The following is a 17193-nucleotide window of genomic DNA, read 5'->3' as shown; positions in this document are numbered from 1 at the left end:
TCTGTCGCATTGCACAGGCGGGGCGTGGCGAGGGTGTCTTCCCAACTGTGGGAAGGCTCAAACGTGCACGGACGGTGGTGTCGGGGTGGCCCCGGGGTGGTCCTGGGGCGCACTGGGGGTGCGGCCGCGGATCGGGCGCTGCCGGGGAGCAGCAGGGGAAGGCGCACAGTGGAAGGCATGCGGTGGAAGGCATGCGGCGGAAGGTGCACGGCAGAAGGCCCACGGCAGGGGCGCGCTGAAATTCCGTCGCGCCCGGTGGTCCGAGCCGACAGAGTGGTGGCGGTCCGCGCCCGGCCACCCGGCCGGGTGCACCGAGAACCACGGGGAGGAGCCCGTCCGTGTCCACGCTGCGCGTCACCGCCGAGAAGCTGGTCGTCCTGGAACACCCGAACGCCGACGCCCTGGAGCTCGCGCAGGTCGGGCTCTACCGGGCGGTGGTCGCGAAGGGCGTGTACCGGACCGGCGACTACGCCGTCTACATCCCCGAACAGTCCGTGCTCCCCGAGGAACTGATCGCGGAACTCGGCCTGACCGGCAAACTGGCCGGCAGTAAGGCGGACCGCGTGAGGGCCGTCCGGCTGCGCGGCGAACTGTCGCAGGGCATCGTCTGCCGCCCCGCCGCGCTCGCCGGCACCGACCTGGCCGCCGCGGCGGAGCACGGCGAGGACTTCGCCGAGGCCCTCGGGATCGTCAAGTGGCAGCCGCCGATCCCCACGTCGATGAACGGCGACGTCGTCCGCGCGCCCGACCTCCTGCCCTGGGTGGACATCGAGAACCTCAAGCGCTACCCGGACGTCTTCGAGCCCGGCGAGCCCGTCGTGCTCACCGAGAAGCTGCACGGCAGCTGCTGCCTCGTCACCTACACCGCCGCCACCGGTGAGGTGCACGTGTCGTCCAAGGGCATCGGCGCGCAGGGGCTCGCCCTGGCCGAGGACGAGCGCAACCTCTACTGGCGTGCCGTGCGCGCCCACGGCATACCGGACGTGGCCGCCCGACTGGCCGAGCGGCTCGGCGCCGAGCGCGTCGGCATCTTCGGCGAGGTCTTCGGGGCCGGCGTCCAGGACCTGACGTACGGCGCCGCCGGCCGGAGCGAGCTGCCCGGCTACGCCGCGTTCGACGTCTCCGCCGTGGTCGACGGGCAACTGCGCTGGCTGCCCGCGGCCGACCTGCTCGACGGCCGGCTGCCGCTGGTGCCCGAGCTGTGGCGCGGACCGTTCGACCCCGACACGGTGCTGGGGCTCGCGCAGGGCAAGGAGACCGTCTCCGGGCGCGAACTGCACATGCGCGAAGGCGTGGTGATCCGGCCGGTGACCGAGCGCTGGAGCCCGCTGCTCGGGAGCCGGGCGATCGCCAAGGTGGTCGGCGACGCCTACCTGACCCGCAAGGGCGGCACCGAGTACGAGTAGGGGCAACGGCGGGCTCGGCGGCCAGTCTTGCTCGGCGGGTGCGGGTGCGGGTGCGGGTGCGGGTGCCGGTGCGGGAGCCGGTTCGGGAGCCGAGGCCGGTGCGGGAGCCGGAGCCGGAGCGGGGCAAGCGCGGGGGCGAGCGCGTTCGGTACGGCCGGGCGCGTTCGATGGGGTGTCCGCCCTCCCCGCGCACCCTTCCGCCGATGATTACCGGTCAGTTAGGTTGTTGGGGCGCCGTGGAGAAGGAGACCCGATGACGATCGCCGCCGCCCCCGCACCTGCCGTCCCGACCCGCTCGATACCCGGACCGCCCGGCCTGCCCCTCATCGGCTCCGGACTCGACATCGGCCGCCGCCCGCTGCGCACCCTGCGCGACGCCCGGCGCGACTACGGCGACCTGGTCCGCTTCCACGTCGGGCCGATCGGCCTCGGCACGGACCTCTACGCGGTGTTCTCCCCCGAGGGCGCCCAGCAGGTGCTCGGCGGCGAGGCCGCCAACTTCCGCAAGGAGAACGCCTTCTACGACGAGCTGCGGACCAGCGTCGGCAACGGCCTGCTCACCAGCCAGGACGACGACTACCAGCGCCAGCGCCGGCTCATCCAGCCGCTGTTCACCCGTCGCCGGGTGGACGGCTACGCGGACGCGATCGCGCTGGAGTCCCGGGCCCTCACGGCGCGCTGGCACGCGGTGCCGGACGGCGTCGTGGACGCGGCGGACGAGATGTCGCGGTTCGCGCTGCGCACGGTGTCGCGGATCCTGTTCGGCGCGGACGTGGAGGAGGCGGTGGCGGTCGTGCACCGCAGCTTCCCGATCCTCGGCGCCTACGTCCAGGACCGGGGCGTCGCCCCGATCCGCCTGCCGCGCCACTGGCCGACCCCGGGCAACCGGCGGGGCGTCGGGGCGCAGCGGGACCTGTACGCGGTCTGCGACCGGATCATCGCCGACCGGGCGGTGCGCGGTGCCGACCCCGACGCGGACGACCTGCTGACGCTGCTGGAGCAGGCGCGCGGCGAGGACGGCGAGCAGTTGGACCGGGACGAACTCCGGGACCAGGTCCTGGTGTTCCTGCTCGCCGGGCACGAGACGACGGCGACCTCGCTCGCCTTCGCCCTGCACTTGCTCGCCGGGCACCCGGAGCAGCGGCGGCTCGCGCAGGAGGAGGCGGAGAAGGTACTCGGCGGTCGGGCGCCGACTGCCGCGGACCTGGAGGAACTGCCGTACATCACGCGGGTGTTGAAGGAGGCGATGCGCCTCTACCCGGCGGCTTCGCTGATCGGGCGGCGCTCGGTGGAGGAGACGGTCATCGGCGGGCACGTCCTGCCGGGAGGCTCGCAGGTGCTCGTGGTGCCGTGGGTCACCCACCGGCACCCCGACCACTGGGAGGAGCCGGACCGCTTCGACCCGGACCGCTTCCTGCCGGAGCGGGAGAAGGGGCGGCACCGGTACGCGTGGTTCCCGTTCGGGGGCGGTCCGCGGGCGTGCATCGGGCAGCACTTCTCGATGCTGGAGGCGGTGCTGGCGCTGGGCGTGCTGCTGCGGGACTTCGATCTGGAGGTGGTCGACCACCGGGTGGCGCTCGCCCAGGGGATCACGTTGCGGACGGCGAGCCCGATGAGGATCCGGGTGACGCCGCGGTGATCGGGTGAGGGGTGGCGGGGGGCAAGGGCCAAGGGGGCGGTGGCCGGCGAACAGATGACAGATGACAGATGACAGATTTCAACATCTGTCATCTGTTACCTGAAACCTGTTCGCCGTTCGCGGACCGCCGTTCTCCGCCCGCTGTTCGCCGCTCGCGCGCCCGCCAGTCCGCTGGGCTCTCCGGGCCCAATCGTCCCGGGGTGCACAACCGACCCATTCGACCACACGGTTCCCGCCCCGCGGGCAGCTTTTCGGATCTTCCGCTGGCCAATGCCGGTCCTCGGTAGCGTCCCACGCATCCCGGACCGGGGTCGCATGAGCGTCCGGCATATGCCGGGGACAGGCCGACCGGAGGTCCCATGGGAAGCGTCAACCACCTCGGCTCCGGCTGGCTGACACCCACGCTCTCGTACGTCCTGGCCTGCGCGGGCGCCGCGCTCGGCCTGCGCTGCACCCTGCGCGGCCTCGCCGCGACCGGCGTCGCCCGCCGGAACCGGCTCCTGACGGCCGCCGCCGCGATCGGCTCGGGCATCTGGGCGATGCACTTCGTCGCCATGTCGGGCTTCGCCGTCGCGGGCACCGAGTTGCGCTACGACATCCCGCTGACCGTCCTGAGTCTGTTGGTCGCGGTGCTGGTCACCGGTCTCGGCCTGGCCGTCGTCGCCTACCGCGGCGCCCGCGGGCCCGCCCTCCTGGTCGGCGGCCTCATCACCGGCCTCGGCGTCGCCGCGATGCACTACCTCGGCATGGCCGCCGTGCGGATGCGCGCCGGCCTGCGCTACGACTCCGGGACGGTCGCGCTGTCGGTCCTGGTCGCGGTCGGCGCCGCCACCGCCGCGCTCTGGGCCGCCGTCACCATCCGCAACGGCTTCGCGGCGGCCGCCGCCTCGCTGGTCATGGGGCTCGCGGTGAGCTGCATGCACTACACGGGCATGGCCGCCGTCCACGTCCACCCCGAGCTCGCCCGGACCGGCTCCGGCGGTGCGAGCCCCATGGAGTTCATCTTCCCGCTCGCCGTCGGTCTCGGCTCCTTCCTCTTCCTCGCCGCGGCCTTCGTCGCGCTCTCCCCACCCGCGCAGGACCGGGCCGGCCGTCGCACGGCGGGCGAACTCGCCATCGAGGAGTTCCCGGCGCCTGCCGCGCCCGCGTCCGCGGACCCCGGCCGGCACGACCGGGCGGCCTGAGGGTGCCCGCGTACGGACGCGGCAGGTGTGCGGGCCGGGTGCCGCCCGGTCGGTGCGGCACCCACGGTCGGACCCGCGTTTCGGGGATCAGCCCCGGCTCTGGAACAGCACGCGGGTCCAGGTCGAGTTCGGGCAGTTGCCCCACACGTCCCACGCCTGCGGCCGCGCGCCGATCCACAGGCCGGTGCTGGACGTGCCGTTGGCGCAGTAGGTGATGGTCCGCAGCTCGCCCGAGTAGATGTCGCACTTCCCCTCCCAGCGCCAGCCGTAGTTGGCCGTGATGACGCAGTGGTAGGAGGCGGTGGCGGCGTCGGCGGCGAAGTTCGGGCCGGCGGTGATGGTCTGGTCGGCCGCGGGGTCGGCGGCGGCGGGCAGGGTGGTCGTCCCGAGGATGCCGAGGGCGGCGGTGGCCGCGGCCCCGAACGTGGTGATCTTCCTGGCGATGCGACGCGGCATGGTGGTTCTCCTCGCTCGGTCGTTCGAATCGGGCGGAGTGTCCAGGCCGTCCGGAGCGCGGGAGTGGCGGCGGGAGCCGGTTCGAGCCGGTGTTCTGTGGCGAATTCCCGTTCTCCGTACGGATGATGACGCGTTGCACACGATTGAGCGCGTACAGTGAGACGACGAACTATGATGTGAGCTGAGTCACATGTGTGCGCCTGGTTGGGGCGGCTCCAGCTGGGTGTTCGGGTGCCGATTTCCGGGGAGAGCGGCATGGCGGAATTGACCGATCGATGTGCCGGCGGACGTGATCCGGTCGGCGAACCGACCGATTTCAACCGGGTGTTCACGGAAATGCTGCCGAGGCTCCACCAGGCGGCCGCCTCGCTCACCGGGAGCCCGTTCGCGGCGGGTGACATCGTCCACGACGCGTACCTGCGGATCGCCCGGCGCCCGGAGCGGTTCCTCGGCCATCCGCAGCCGTACGCCTACGTGTTCACGACGATGGCGAACATCCTGCGCGACCAGTGGCGGCGGGAGCGGCGCCGCGTCACGGTGCCCGAACCGGCGGAGCGGGAGCGGGAGCGCGCGGCGGCCGATCCGTCGGGTGGCGGGATGGCCGAGCTCCAGGCGCGGTGGGAGGTGGTCCGGCTGCTGCGCTGTCTGACGGCCAAGCAGGCCAGGGCGGTGGTCCTGGTGGACCTCGACGGCTACAGCGTCGACGAGGCCGCGGAGCTCCTCGGCCTCCACCGCAGCACGCTGGCGGTCACCCGGCGCCGCGCCCACGTGCGCCTGCGCGCCGTCGTCGAGCGCGAGCGGGCGGCGGCGGGCGAGCGCGGCCGCAGGGGCGTCGGCCGGGGCGGGAAGGGTGGTGAGGCCGCCTGCGGGGGCGGTGTGCGTGCTGCTCCGACGCACCGAACTGACGGCAAGTCAGCTGATGTGACGTCCCGGCCCGTACGCTGAAAATCGTGATCACGTACGAGGACCGCCGTATGCGCGCCCTGGCCGACGAGGGCCGCTGGCCCGAACTGCTGGCCGCCTACCGGCGGGCCCGAGCGGCTGCGGTGGCGCGCTGCGGCGAGCTCTTCGGGGCGGAGGAGGCCGCGCCGCTGGGCCATCTGATCGCGTACGCGGCACCGCCGGAGGTGGCCGTGCGGCTGTTCGACCGGGACGGTGGGCCGGGTGCCGTCGCCGGGCTGGGCGACCACGACGCGGGACCGCTGTGGGAGGTGCTGGCGACCCGGCACTCGTGGCTGAGGCTGGCGCCGCTGCTCGTCCCGGCGCGCGTGCGGCGGCTCGTCGCGCACACGCGGGTGCTGATCGGCGAGGACTTGTCCTACGGCGCCGAGCCCGACCCGGAGGGCGTGCCCATGGTGCTGGAGCCGTGGGAGGCGGCGGGGTGGGGCGAGGGGGTGCGGGTCCGCGACTACCTGCCCCGAGGGGGTGCGCGCAGTGCGGTGCTGACGCTGCCGGCCAGCCGGGAGGGCCTCGGGCCCGTGGCGCTGCCCGACCCGGGGCGGCGACTGCGCGGGCAGCGGGCCACCCGGGTGCTCGCCGAACTGGTGGACTGGGCGGAGGTGGCCTGTGTGCGCGGCCCGGCGCCGCAGGCGGCCGCCCATCTGGCCCGCAGTGGGCTGGTGACCGGCGGGTACCTGCCCTTCGCGCTCGCCGTGCCCGCGCTGGTGCAGGCGGGGGCGGTCGATCCGGCGCGGGGCACGGCGCACGGGCGGCTCGCGCTGTGGCGGGCGCTGGGGGCGATGGCGGGGGCGGACGGCCCGGACCGGGGCGAGGTGAACGCGCTGGTGGCCCGGATGCGGTGCTTCACGTGGTGCGAGCCGGCGGACGGTCTGCGGCACCTGCATCTGGTCCTGGAGGATCCGGCGTGCGGGCTCGCGTGGGCGGTCAGCGGGTCCGAGGAGTTGTGACGGTGGGTGTGGCGGTGGGTGTGCCGGGCGCGCGGTGGCCGGCGGCCGACAACGGACGGCGAAGGGCGAACGGCGAAGGGTGAACGGCGAACATCGGACGGCGAACAGATAACAGCTGACAGATAACAGATGTTGAAATCTGTTATCTGTCAGCTGTCGGTTGCCGCCGTTCAGCCCTCGGCGGCATCGCCCCGGCCCGGCGCCGTTCCGGGGGTTGGTCAAGCGGCGCCGGACCGGGGGTGTCAGGGGTGAGGCCGTCAGGCGGCCGCCGGGGCGCCGCTCGCCACCGGGGCGCCCTCGGGCGCCGGAGCGGGGCTCACGGCCGTCTGCGCCGCGTCCTGGCCGCCGTGCGTGTCGATGAGCGTCCGCTCGTCGAACGGCAGCTCGCCCGCGAGCACCCGGCGCGCCCGCTCCGCGTCGAGCTCGCCCGTCCAGCGTCCGATCAGGACGGTGGCGACCGCGTTGCCCGCGAAGTTGGTCAGCGCCCGGGCCTCCGACATGAACCGGTCGATGCCGACGATCAGTCCGACCCCGTCCACCAGCGCGGGCTTGTGCGACTGCAGTCCGCCGGCCAGTGTGGCGAGCCCGGCGCCGGTGACCCCGGCCGCGCCCTTGCTGGCGATCACCATGAAGACCAGCAGCGACAGCTGCTCGCCGATCGACATCGGCTTGTCCATCGCCTCGGAGATGAAGATCGACGCCATGGTGAGGTAGATCGCGGTGCCGTCGAGGTTGAAGCTGTAGCCGGTCGGCACGGTGATGCCGACGACCGGACGGCTGACGCCCAGGTGCTCCATCTTGGCGATGAGGCGCGGCAGCGCGCTCTCGGACGAGGACGTGGAGAGGATCAGCAGGAACTCGCGGCCGAGGTAGCGCAGGAGCGCGAACACGTTGACCCCCGCGACCAGTCGCAGCAGCGCGCCGAGCACCACCACGACGAACAGGGCGCAGGTGACGTAGAAGCCGATCATGATGACGGCGAGGCTCTTGAGCGCCGCCGTGCCGGTCGCCCCGACCACGCCCGCCATGGCGCCGAACGCGCCGATCGGCGCGACCCACATGATCATCGCCATGACCCGGAACACCAGCCGCTGGACGTGCTCGACGCCGCGGAGCACCGGGGCGCCGGCCGGCCCCATCGCCTGAAGGGCGAAGCCGACGAGCAGGGCGACCAGCAGGGTCTGCAGCACCTTGCCCTCGGTGAGGGCCGAGACCAGGGTGTTGGGGATCATGCCGAGCAGGAAGTCGGAGGTGGACTGCGCGCCGCCGGCCGCCGCCTGCGCGTGGCCCGACTTGGCCAGCGCGGCGGTCAGGTGCAGGCCGCTGCCGGGCTCCAGGAGATTGCCGACCACGAGCCCGATCGCGAGGGCGACCGTCGACATGGCGAGGAAGTAGCCGATGGCCAGTCCGCCGACCTTGCCGACCTTGGCGGCCTTGGTGACCGAGCCGATGCCGAGCACGATCGTGCAGAAGATGACCGGGCTGATCATCATCTTGATCAGGTTGACGAAGCCCGTCCCGATCGGTTTCAGCTCGACCGCGAACCCCGGGGCGGCCAGGCCGACCACCACGCCGGCGATCACGGCGGCGATGACGGCGAGGTAGAGGTAGTGGGTGCGGTCCCGCTTCGCGGCGGGAGGCTGCGCGGCCCCCTCCGGTGCGCGGCGCCCGTCCGGCTCCTCCTCGCGTCTGCCCCCCGAAGGCTTTGCGGCTCCAGCGATCGACATCTGCGGCTCCTTCGCCCTGCAGTCCTGGCGGCCCCGGGTGGTGGGCCGCTCCGACTATCAGGCCCGGGAGTGATGGAGGTCACGTTTGCGTTCATAGAGTTCGCAAAGGCGCATCAGCACCCGCGCCCGCACCCGCACCCGCACCCGTCCCGTCGCGGAGTGCGCGCCCCCGGGGTCCGCGGAGCCGTGGTGCACACTGGCAGGCATGTCCGTGCGCACCCCCACCGCCACCGCGCCGCGCCGGCTGCTTCCCGACCCGCGCCGCCTGGTCCGCAGCCTGGCCGGACAGCTGTTCGCCGTCCAGGTCGTCATCGTGGCCGCCGTGGTGGCGGGCGGTGCCGTGCTCGCGTACCTGTTCACCGCCGACCGCACCGAGGAGGCGGCCCGCCGCGAGGTGACCGCCGTCGCCCACGCGGTCGCCGACTCGCCGACCGTCCGCGCCGCGGTCGCCGGGCCCGACCCGACCGCCGTCCTCCAGCCGTACGCCGAGCAGGTCCGCGTCGACACCGGGGTCTCGTTCATCACCGTCATGAACACCGACGGCGTGCGCTGGACCCACCCCCTGCCGGAGCAGATCGGCAAGCGCTTCCTCGGTCACATCGACTGGGCGCTCGCCGGGCAGACCCGCAGCGAGACGTACACCGGCACGCTCGGCCCGTCGGTACGGGTGGTCACGCCGGTCCTGGACGAGCAGCACCGGGTGATCGCGCTCGTGAGCGTGGGCATCACGTTGGAGAGCATCTCCGAGCAGCTGACCGGCCCGCTGCTGGCGCTGGTCGGGGTGGCGGTGGCCGCGCTCGCGGTCGGCGGGGCCGGCACGTACCTCGCCAACTCCCGTCTGCGCAGGCACACCCACGGCATGGGCCCGGCCGAACTCAGCCACCTCTACGAGTACCACCAGGCGACCCTGCACTCGGTGCGCGAGGGCCTGGTCCTGCTCGACCGCGCCCACCGGGTGGTGCTGTGCAACGATGCCGCCCGCGAACTCCTGGGCCTGGAAGGGACGGTGGAGGGGCGGCCGGTCGCCGGGCTCGGCCTGCCGGAGGCGCTCGTCGCGGCCGTGCTGGGCGACGGCCCGGTCCGCGACGAGGTGCACCTGACCGCCGAACGGGTCGTCGTCCTCAACACCTCCACCATCGGCACCGGCCTCGGCCGCGTGGTCACCCTCCGCGACCACACCGAACTGCAGTCGCTCAGCGGCGAGTTGGACTCCGTGCGCGGCTTCACCGAGGCGCTCGGCGCACAGGCCCACGAGGCCGCCAACCGGCTGCACGCCGTCGTCTCGCTGATCGAACTCGGGCGCCACGAACAGGCGGTGGAGTTCGCGACCGCCGAACTCGCCCTCGCCCAGCAGCTCACCGACCGGGTCGTCGCCGCCGTCAGCGAACCCGTCCTGGCCGCGCTGCTGCTCGGCAAGGCCGCCCAGGCGGCCGAGCGCGGTGTGGAGCTGACCCTCGCCGAGGACAGCCGCATCGACGACGGCGTCCTGCCGCCCGGTCTCTCCGCCCGCGACCTCATCACCGTCCTCGGCAACCTGATCGACAACGCCGTGGACGCCGCGATCGCCGGCGCCGCCGACAGCCCCGTCCCGCCGGAGGTCACCGTGACGGCGCGGATCGACGACGCGGACGACCACCTGGTGCTGCGCGTCGCCGACACCGGGGCGGGCATCGACCCGGCGGCCGTCGAGGACGTGTTCCGGCGCGGCTGGAGCACCAAGCAGGACGGCCGCGGTCACGGCCTCGGACTGGCCCTCGTCGCGCAGGCCGCGCGGCGCAACGGCGGCACCGTCGAGGTCGGCCGCGAGCGCGGTGCGGTGCTCACCGTCCGGCTGCCCCTCGCGGGGAAGGCCGGCGAAGCGGGGTCGGCAGGCGGCGCAGGGTTGGCGAGTGGCACAGGGTTGGCAGGCGGCGTGGGCGCGGCAGTCGGCGCAGGGATGGTCGGAGGCGCGGGGACGGCCGCAGGCGCGGGGAAGACCACCGTCGCGGGAAAGGCGGAGAGAGCGGCGGAGGTGGTCTCGTGACCGCGGGCTTCGGGCCACCGGGCGCCTCCGGGGCCGCCGCCCCGGCCCGCGCCCCCGGCATCCCGGTGCTGATCGTCGAGGACGACCCCGTCGCCGCCGCCGCGCACACCCTCTACGTCGAGCGCGAGCCCGGCTTCCGCGCCGTCGGCACGGTCCACAGCTGCGCCGACGCGCTGCGCTTCCTGGAACGCGCCCGAGCTGCTGGGACCCCCGTCGGCCTCACCCTGCTCGACCTCTACCTGCCGGACGGCCACGGCCTCCAGCTCTGCCGCACGCTGCGTGCCGCCGGCCACACCACCGACATCATCGCGGTGACCTCGGCCCGCGACCTCGCCATGGTCCGGCAGGCGGTCTCGGCGGGGGTCGTCCAGTACCTGCTGAAACCGTTCAGCGCCGCCGCCCTGCACGACCGCCTCGAACGCTACGCCCGCTACCGGGACAGCCTCGGCCGCACCGGCGAGGCGACCGGCCAGGACGAGGTCGACCAGGCGCTCGCCCTGCTCCGGACGCCCGAGCGGACCGCCCTGCCCAAGGGCCTCAGCGCGCCGACCCTCGACACCGTCGCGGGCGTGCTGCGCGAGGCCGCGACCGGGCTGTCGGCCGCCGCCGCGGGCGCCGCCGCCGGGGTCTCGCGGATCACCGCGCGCCGGTACCTCGAACACCTCGTCGACATCGGGCTCGCCGTGCGCGAGCCGCAGTACGGGAGCGTCGGGCGGCCGGAGCTCTGCTACCGCTGGAAGGCGGGGGACGGGTCGGCCGGGCGCCGCGCGTGACGCCCCGGAGGACCTGGCGTGCGGGGAGCCCCTGAGAGCCGGCCGGGAGTCGGCGGCGGAACGCCCCGGAAAAAATTCCGCCGTGCGGCCGTGACCGCTCGCCCGGGCGCTCGTTGGGGAGGGCGGGGAGGTTCACCCGGTTGGGTGGTTCCGGGCACCCCGGGGCGTCCGGCCAGGTCAGGGGCGATAAAGTTAGGCTTACCTAACTTCTCCTGGGGGTATGTCTTGTCGCTCGCCGCCATTCCCGCCCAGGCGCCCGGCGAGGCCGTCCTGCGCCGCCAGCGCGTCCGCGAGTCCTCCGCCCGGACGTACGCCCGCTCGTTCCCGATCGTCCCCGTCCGGGCGAACGGCATGACCGTCGAGGGCGCGGACGGGCGGCGCTACCTCGACTGCCTCTCCGGCGCCGGGACGCTCGCCCTCGGGCACAACCACCCGGTGGTGCTGGAGGCGATCCGCCGCACCCTCGACAGCGGCGCGCCGCTGCACCTGCTCGACCTCGCCACCGCCGAGAAGGACGACTTCACCACCGCCCTGTTCGAGAGCCTGCCCCCGGAGTTCGCCGCCCGCGCCCGGGTGCACTTCTGCGGTCCGGCCGGGACGGACGCCGTCGAGGCCGCGCTCAAGCTGATGCAGACCGCCACCGGCCGCTCCGGTGCCCTCGCCTTCACCGGCGCCTACCACGGCATGACCGCCGGCGCCCTCGCCCTCACCGGCAACACCGCCGTCAAGGAGCCCCTGCCGAGCGGCGGGGACGTCGTCCGGCTGCCTTACCCGTACGGCTACCGCTGCCCGTTCGGTGTCGGCGGCGACGCGGGCGCCGACCTCTCCGCCACCTACGTCGAACGGCTGCTGGACGACCCGTCCGGCGGCGTCACCACCCCCGCCGCCATGATCCTGGAAGCCGTTCAGGGCGAGGGCGGCGCCGTGCCCGCCCCCGACGGATGGCTGCGCGCGATGCGCCGCATCACCGCCGAGCGCGGCATCCCGCTGATCGTCGACGAGGTGCAGACCGGCGTCGGCCGCACCGGGCGGATGTGGGCCGTGGAGCACAGCGGCGTCGTCCCGGACGCCATGGTGCTCTCCAAGGCCATCGGCGGCAGCCTCCCGCTCGCCGTCGTCGTCTACCGCGAGGACTACGACGGCTGGCGGCCCGGCGCCCACACCGGCACCTTCCGCGGCAACACCCTCGCCATGGCCGCCGGTGCCGCCACCCTGCGGTACGTCGCCGCCCACGGCCTCGCCGAGCGCGCCGCCGTCGTCGGCGACCGACTGACGTCGCGGCTGCGCGACCTCGCCACCGAACTGCCCGCCATCGGCGACGTCCGCGGGCGCGGCCTGATGCTCGGCGTCGAACTCGTCGACGCGGCGGCCGAGCCCGACTCGTGCGGCGCGCGCCCGGCCGACCCGGCGTTCGCCGTCCGGGTCCGCGAGGCCTGCCTGGAACGCGGCCTGATCGTCGAACTCGGCGGGCGCCACGACGCCGTCCTGCGGCTCCTCCCGCCGCTCACCATCACGGACGAACAGGCTGCCGCCGTGTTCGACCGGCTCGCCGACGCGATCGCCTCGGTGAGTTCGGTGAGTTCGGTGAGTTCGGTGAGCTCGGTGAGTTCGACGAGTTCGGCGCCCTCGTCCGCTGCGGCGGGATCGGCGGGTGTGAGCGGGTCGGCGGGATCGCCGGTGTCGGGCCGGGACGATGCGGTGGCGGCCCGGGGCGCCGAGAGCGTACGGGAGGGCAGGTGACCGGCGCGGGGGCCGGCTCCGGGCCCGCGCACGACCGGGAACCGGGGGACGAGAGCGGCTACGAGCCCGGGCGCGGGCGCGGGCGCGGGTCTCGGCGCGACGGCGACTCCGGCCGCGAGCCCGACCACGAACTCCCCGACGCGGCATCCCCGTTGGACGCCCTCGCGGGCGGCGCCGGCGGACCGGGCGCGCTCGGCCCCCTGCTCGCCACCGTTCTCGACGCCCTCGACGCCGGCACCGGCCTGCGCGCCGGCCCGCTCCCCGCCGGAAGCCCCGCCGAGCTCACCGCCCTCGTCGCCGACGGCCTCTCCGGCGCCCACGGCCGCGGCGCCCTCGCCCGCCTCACCGAACTCCTCGCCTACGGCGCCGCCGACCCGGCCGACCCCGCCTGCGCCGCCCACCTGCACTGCCCGCCACTCGCCGTCGCGGCCGCCGCCGACCTCGCCGTCAGCGCCCTCAACCCCTCCCAGGACTCCTGGGACCAGGCCCCCGCCGCCACCGCCGTCGAAACCGCGATCCTCGCCGAACTCGCCGCCCTCGTCGGCTACGACCCCGCCCGCGCCGCGGGCGTCCTCACCTCCGGCGGCACCGAGTCCAATCTCATGGGCCTCATGCTGGCCCGCGACCAACGCCTCGACGGCATCGTCGAGTTGGACGGCATCCCGGCCGGCGCCAGCCCGCGCATCATCGCCTCCCAGGCCGCCCACTTCTCCGTCCAACGCGCCGCCGCCCTGCTCGGCCTCGGCGAGCGGTCGGTCGTCGCCGTCCCCGTCGACCGCCAACTCCGCATGGAGCCCGAAGCGCTGGAACGCACCCTGGCCGAGACCGCCTGGGCCGGGCACACCCCGATCGCCGTCGTCGCGACCGCCGGCACCACCGACACCGGCGCGATCGACCCGCTGCACGCCGCCGCCGACCTCGCCGTACGCTACGGCTCCTGGCTGCACGTCGACGCCGCGTACGGCGGCGGCGCCCTCCTCTCCGACCGCCTCGCCCCGCTCCTCGACGGCATCGCCCGAGCCGACTCCGTCTCCCTCGACTGGCACAAGCTCGGCTGGCAACCCGCCGCCGCCGGCGTCTTCCTGGTCCGCCGCGCCGAGACCTACGTCTCCCTCGCCCGCCGCGCCGAGTACCTCAACCCCGTCGACGACGAACACGCCGGCTACCCCAGCCTCCTCGGCCGCTCGCTGCGCACCACCCGCCGCGCCGACGCCTTCAAGATCGCCGTCACGCTGCGCACCCTCGGCCGGGACGGGCTCGGCCGGCTCGTCGACGCCTGCCACGACCTCGCCCGCACCGCCGCCGAGGTCGTCCGCGCCGAACCGTCCCTGGAACTCCACGGCGAGCCCGTCCTCACGACCGTCCTGTTCCGCTTCCGCCCGCGCGGCCTCACGGACGGCGAGGCGGTCGACGAACTCAACGGGCAGCTACGCCGGTTGCTGCTGCGCACCGGACGGGCCGTGGTCGGCCGCACCGAACTGCCGGGGGAGGGCCCCGGGAGGGTCCGGCTGAAACTGACGCTCCTCAACCCGCACAGCACGCCGGGGGAGGTCGGCGCCCTGTTGCGCGAGGTGGTCAAGGCGGGCCGCAAGGTGGCCGGGGAACGGGCCGGCTAGGGCGCCGAGGAGCCGGCCGGCTGGATCACCGGGAAACCGGTCGGCTGAGGGCGGGCGCTCCGGGCCGGCCGGGCCGGCCGAGTCGGCCGACGCGGTGGGGCCGAGGGGGCGGCGATTCCAAAACAAATCCCTTTTCCCGTCGCCGCGTTGGAGGAAGGCACACTGGTGTGAGAGGCTGTCCCGGCGATATTCGCCCGCCTCCGCCATATCTTCGTGGACACACTCCGGATGGCTGTACAGGCTGATTTCGGCCGACCGCTGATCACATTTCGCCAACCCCTGTGCAGGGCTTGCGGAGATCCCGAACGGCGGCGGTAACTTCGGGTGGTCGCCGCCCCACCATGCGCACACGGCATCTCGGGTCAGGCCGCCTGACCAGGCGCGCATCCTCCACTGCGACGGGTCCACCCGCACCTAGGGGTGAACTCCGCCTACCCGCCGTGCACTTCTGTGAATCGCGGTAATTCCCCCTGAAGACAGTCCTGTGACGATCGCTGTGAAGCGGAGGCAAGGCATGCGTGAATCCCTCCTGGACGAAGCCCCGATAACCGCCGGGGCCGGTGGGTGCCCGGCCGGATTCCCGGCCCCGTACGAGGCGCTGCCGTACTCATCCCGGTGCCGTGAGATCTGGCGCCGCGGAGAACACCTGCTCATCGGCGTCAGCCCGGGCAACAGCTATTTCAGCCACCGCCGGATCACCGAACTCCTCGGGTGGGGGCGTCAGTTCTTCGAGCGGACCGACATCGTCTACGCCGACCTGCACGTCAGCGCCCAGTTCGAGTCCTTCGGCTACACCCCCGAACACGCCGGCCGCCGCGCCCTGAAAGAGGTCAAGGCGACGGCTCGGCGGATCGAGCGCGGGGTCGAGGAGGCCGGGCGCCGGGACGACGTCCGGGTGCACGCCCTCTCCTCCTTCGCCGGCGACCCCGTGTACCGGCGGCTGCACGGGCAGATCGTCGAGGCCCTCCACACCGACCGGGTCTTCCGCGACGCCGCCGAGGGCATGGCCCGCGGTTTCCTGGCGGCCCGACTGGACGAGGGCCTCGCGCCCAGCGAGCCCCAACTCGCCGCCGGAATCCAGTACATCGCCGCCGAGCTGCCGTTCTTCCTGGACACCCCGGCCCTGCTGGGGGTGCCCTCGTCCGTCACCTGCTACCACATGCAACTCCCGCTCACCCCCGTCCTGTTCGGCCGGGACGAGGGCCTGCGCGCCGTGCCCGGCCAGGGCTACGCGGTGATCCGCCCGGCCGCGACGCGGACCGGCACCGCGTCCGCGGCCCCGTCCGAGATCGGGTCCGACGTCGGGTCCGACATCGGGTCCGATGTCGTGCCCAGTGCCTCGCTCGACGCCGAGCCCGCGCTGCCCGCACGCGCCGCCTGACCGATCCCAAGCCGCTCGAACCATCTCTCCGAGGAGCCACACCCATGACCGTCACCGACCCGGTGACCACCGAGCCCGCCACGTCGAACGGCGCACCGCAGGGCGGCACGTGCCCGTACGCCGAGTTCCCGCTCCCGCGCCGGGGGGACGTCCTCCCGGCGGAGGTGGCCGTACTGCGAGAGGAGCGGCCGATCGCCAAGGTCCGTACCCTGACCGGCGATCCGGCCTGGCTGGTCAGCAGCCACGCGCTCGCCAAGCAGGTGCTGGAGGACGAGCGGTTCAGTCTCAAGGACACCGCCAACCCCGGCGTCCCGCGCCAGTACGCGCTGACCATCCCGCCCGAGGTCGTCAACAACATGGGCAACATCAACAGCGCCGGGCTGCGCAACGCCGTCATGAAGACGCTCTCCCCGCGCGCCGACCGCGAACTCGACGGCTGGCTCAGGGCCGAGGCCCACCGGCTGATCGACGGGCTCGTCGCCCAGGGCGCCCCCGGCGAACTCCGGGACGGCTTCACCGAGCCCTACTCCGCGGCCCTGCACTGCCGCCTCCTCGGCATCCCCACCGACGACTGGCGGCGGCTGATGGCCGGCATCGACGTCGCCTTCATCACCAGCCCGACGCCGTTCGCGGGCGCGACCCCCAACTGGTACAAGGACCTCGGCTACATGGTCGGGCAGCTCAACGCGGACCCGGAGCCGACGGATGGCCTGCTCGGACGGTTCGCCGAACTGCGCCGCTCCCCGGACGTGTCGGACCGCGTCAGCGACGAACTGCTCGCCACCGTCGCGCTGTCGCTGTTCGGCGCGGGTGCCGTCTCGACGTCGTCCTTCCTGCTCAACGCGATCGTCTACCTGTGCGAGCAGCCCGAACTCGCCGACCGGCTGCGGGCCGAGCCCGCGCTGATCGGAGCCGCGGTGGACGAGCTGCTGCGGGTCAACCTGTCGATCGGCGATGCCCTGCCGCGTCTCGCGCTCGACGATGTTCAGGTGGGCGACGTGATGGTGAGGGCCGGCGAGTTGGTACTCGTCCTGGTCGAGGGTGCCAACTACGACCCGGCGGTCTTCCCCGACCCGGAGCGGATCGACTTCGGCCGGACGAGCAACCCGCACCTCGCGTTCGGGGCGGGCCGCCACTTCTGCCCGGCCTCGGCACTCGGCCGCACGCACGCCGAGATCGCGATCACGGCGCTCGTCGAGCGCCTGCCCGCCCTGCGGCTCGCCCTTCCGGCCGAGCAGTTGGCGTGGCGGCCGGGGTTCATCAAGCGGCTGCCGGAGCGGCTTCCGGTCGTGTGGTGACCGGTCGTGTCGTGAGCGGTCGTGCGGTGACCGGCCTCCGGCG

Annotated in this window: 13 protein-coding genes; 11 read left to right on the top strand and 2 right to left on the bottom strand. The window is 73.9% G+C overall.

Annotation, left to right across the window (positions count from 1 at the left end; genetic code table 11):
• The first annotated feature begins 338 nt into the window (after positions 1–338).
• The 3 genes from ACFXDE_RS01385 to ACFXDE_RS01375 all read left to right on the top strand — a co-directional run bounded on the left by ACFXDE_RS01385 (position 339) and on the right by ACFXDE_RS01375 (position 4229).
• On the top strand, positions 339–1406 hold the full coding sequence (locus ACFXDE_RS01385; RefSeq protein WP_380489621.1) for an RNA ligase (ATP): 1068 nt from the start codon (positions 339–341) through the stop codon (positions 1404–1406).
• Positions 1407–1659: 253 nt separating this feature from the next.
• Positions 1660–3045: a cytochrome P450 gene (locus ACFXDE_RS01380; RefSeq protein WP_380437266.1), complete on the top strand. Its 1386-nt coding sequence runs from the start codon at positions 1660–1662 to the stop codon at positions 3043–3045.
• Positions 3046–3404: 359 nt separating this feature from the next.
• Positions 3405–4229: an MHYT domain-containing protein gene (locus ACFXDE_RS01375; protein ID WP_380489619.1), complete on the top strand. Its 825-nt coding sequence runs from the start codon at positions 3405–3407 to the stop codon at positions 4227–4229.
• An 87-nt stretch (positions 4230–4316) separates the two neighbouring features.
• On the opposite strand, the gene ACFXDE_RS01370 is transcribed toward ACFXDE_RS01375, so the two are convergent.
• Positions 4317–4685 (bottom strand): hypothetical protein, encoded by a 369-nt coding sequence (locus ACFXDE_RS01370; RefSeq protein WP_380489617.1) that lies wholly within the window; start codon positions 4683–4685, stop codon positions 4317–4319.
• 255 nt (positions 4686–4940) lie between these two features.
• Between ACFXDE_RS01370 and ACFXDE_RS01365 the strand changes: the two genes are divergently transcribed.
• The gene (locus ACFXDE_RS01365; RefSeq protein WP_380489615.1) at positions 4941–5630 is read left to right on the top strand and encodes an RNA polymerase sigma factor; all 690 of its coding nucleotides are present in this window, start codon (positions 4941–4943) and stop codon (positions 5628–5630) included.
• 5 nt (positions 5631–5635) lie between these two features.
• Positions 5636–6592, top strand: a complete 957-nt coding sequence (locus tag ACFXDE_RS01360; RefSeq protein ID WP_380489613.1) for a hypothetical protein — start codon at positions 5636–5638, stop codon at positions 6590–6592.
• 257 nt (positions 6593–6849) lie between these two features.
• Here the strand turns inward: ACFXDE_RS01360 and ACFXDE_RS01355 are convergent, their stop codons facing one another.
• Positions 6850–8319 (bottom strand): cation:dicarboxylate symporter family transporter, encoded by a 1470-nt coding sequence (locus ACFXDE_RS01355; RefSeq protein WP_380489612.1) that lies wholly within the window; start codon positions 8317–8319, stop codon positions 6850–6852.
• Positions 8320–8524: 205 nt separating this feature from the next.
• Between ACFXDE_RS01355 and ACFXDE_RS01350 the strand changes: the two genes are divergently transcribed.
• The 6 genes from ACFXDE_RS01350 to ACFXDE_RS01325 all read left to right on the top strand — a co-directional run bounded on the left by ACFXDE_RS01350 (position 8525) and on the right by ACFXDE_RS01325 (position 17150).
• A complete protein-coding gene (locus tag ACFXDE_RS01350) occupies positions 8525–10342 on the top strand; it encodes an ATP-binding protein (protein WP_380489610.1) in 1818 nt (605 codons plus the stop codon).
• A gap of 59 nt (positions 10343–10401) precedes the next feature.
• Positions 10402–11115, top strand: coding sequence for a response regulator (locus tag ACFXDE_RS01345; RefSeq protein ID WP_380490092.1), 714 nt, complete (start codon positions 10402–10404; stop codon positions 11113–11115).
• A gap of 225 nt (positions 11116–11340) precedes the next feature.
• A complete protein-coding gene (locus ACFXDE_RS01340) occupies positions 11341–12855 on the top strand; it encodes a diaminobutyrate--2-oxoglutarate transaminase family protein (protein WP_380489608.1) in 1515 nt (504 codons plus the stop codon).
• 152 nt (positions 12856–13007) lie between these two features.
• Positions 13008–14471, top strand: a complete 1464-nt coding sequence (locus ACFXDE_RS01335; RefSeq protein ID WP_380490090.1) for a pyridoxal phosphate-dependent decarboxylase family protein — start codon at positions 13008–13010, stop codon at positions 14469–14471.
• A gap of 514 nt (positions 14472–14985) precedes the next feature.
• Positions 14986–15852 carry a tRNA-dependent cyclodipeptide synthase gene (locus ACFXDE_RS01330; RefSeq protein WP_380489606.1) on the top strand — a complete coding sequence of 289 codons (867 nt, stop codon included), beginning with the start codon at positions 14986–14988 and terminating at the stop codon, positions 15850–15852.
• Positions 15853–15896: 44 nt separating this feature from the next.
• Positions 15897–17150, top strand: a complete 1254-nt coding sequence (locus ACFXDE_RS01325) for a cytochrome P450 (protein WP_380489604.1) — start codon at positions 15897–15899, stop codon at positions 17148–17150.
• Positions 17151–17193: the final 43 nt, after the last annotated feature.

It is taken from the genome of Kitasatospora sp. NPDC059408 (assembly GCF_042751525.1).
GTDB lineage: Bacteria > Actinomycetota > Actinomycetes > Streptomycetales > Streptomycetaceae > Kitasatospora.
This window is presented reverse-complemented; position numbering and strand designations above follow the sequence as displayed.

Excerpts from the sequence above, each read along its gene's own strand:
- ACFXDE_RS01375 (WP_380489619.1), top strand. The coding sequence starts at position 3,405 with ATGGGAAGCGTCAACCACCTCGGCTCCGGCTGGCTGACACCCACGCTC.
- ACFXDE_RS01370 (WP_380489617.1), bottom strand. The coding sequence starts at position 4,685 with ATGCCGCGTCGCATCGCCAGGAAGATCACCACGTTCGGGGCCGCGGCC.
- ACFXDE_RS01380 (WP_380437266.1), top strand. The coding sequence starts at position 1,660 with ATGACGATCGCCGCCGCCCCCGCACCTGCCGTCCCGACCCGCTCGATA.
- ACFXDE_RS01330 (WP_380489606.1), top strand. The coding sequence starts at position 14,986 with ATGCGTGAATCCCTCCTGGACGAAGCCCCGATAACCGCCGGGGCCGGT.
- ACFXDE_RS01355 (WP_380489612.1), bottom strand. The coding sequence starts at position 8,319 with ATGTCGATCGCTGGAGCCGCAAAGCCTTCGGGGGGCAGACGCGAGGAG.
- ACFXDE_RS01325 (WP_380489604.1), top strand. The coding sequence starts at position 15,897 with ATGACCGTCACCGACCCGGTGACCACCGAGCCCGCCACGTCGAACGGC.
- ACFXDE_RS01365 (WP_380489615.1), top strand. The coding sequence starts at position 4,941 with ATGGCGGAATTGACCGATCGATGTGCCGGCGGACGTGATCCGGTCGGC.
- ACFXDE_RS01350 (WP_380489610.1), top strand. The coding sequence starts at position 8,525 with ATGTCCGTGCGCACCCCCACCGCCACCGCGCCGCGCCGGCTGCTTCCC.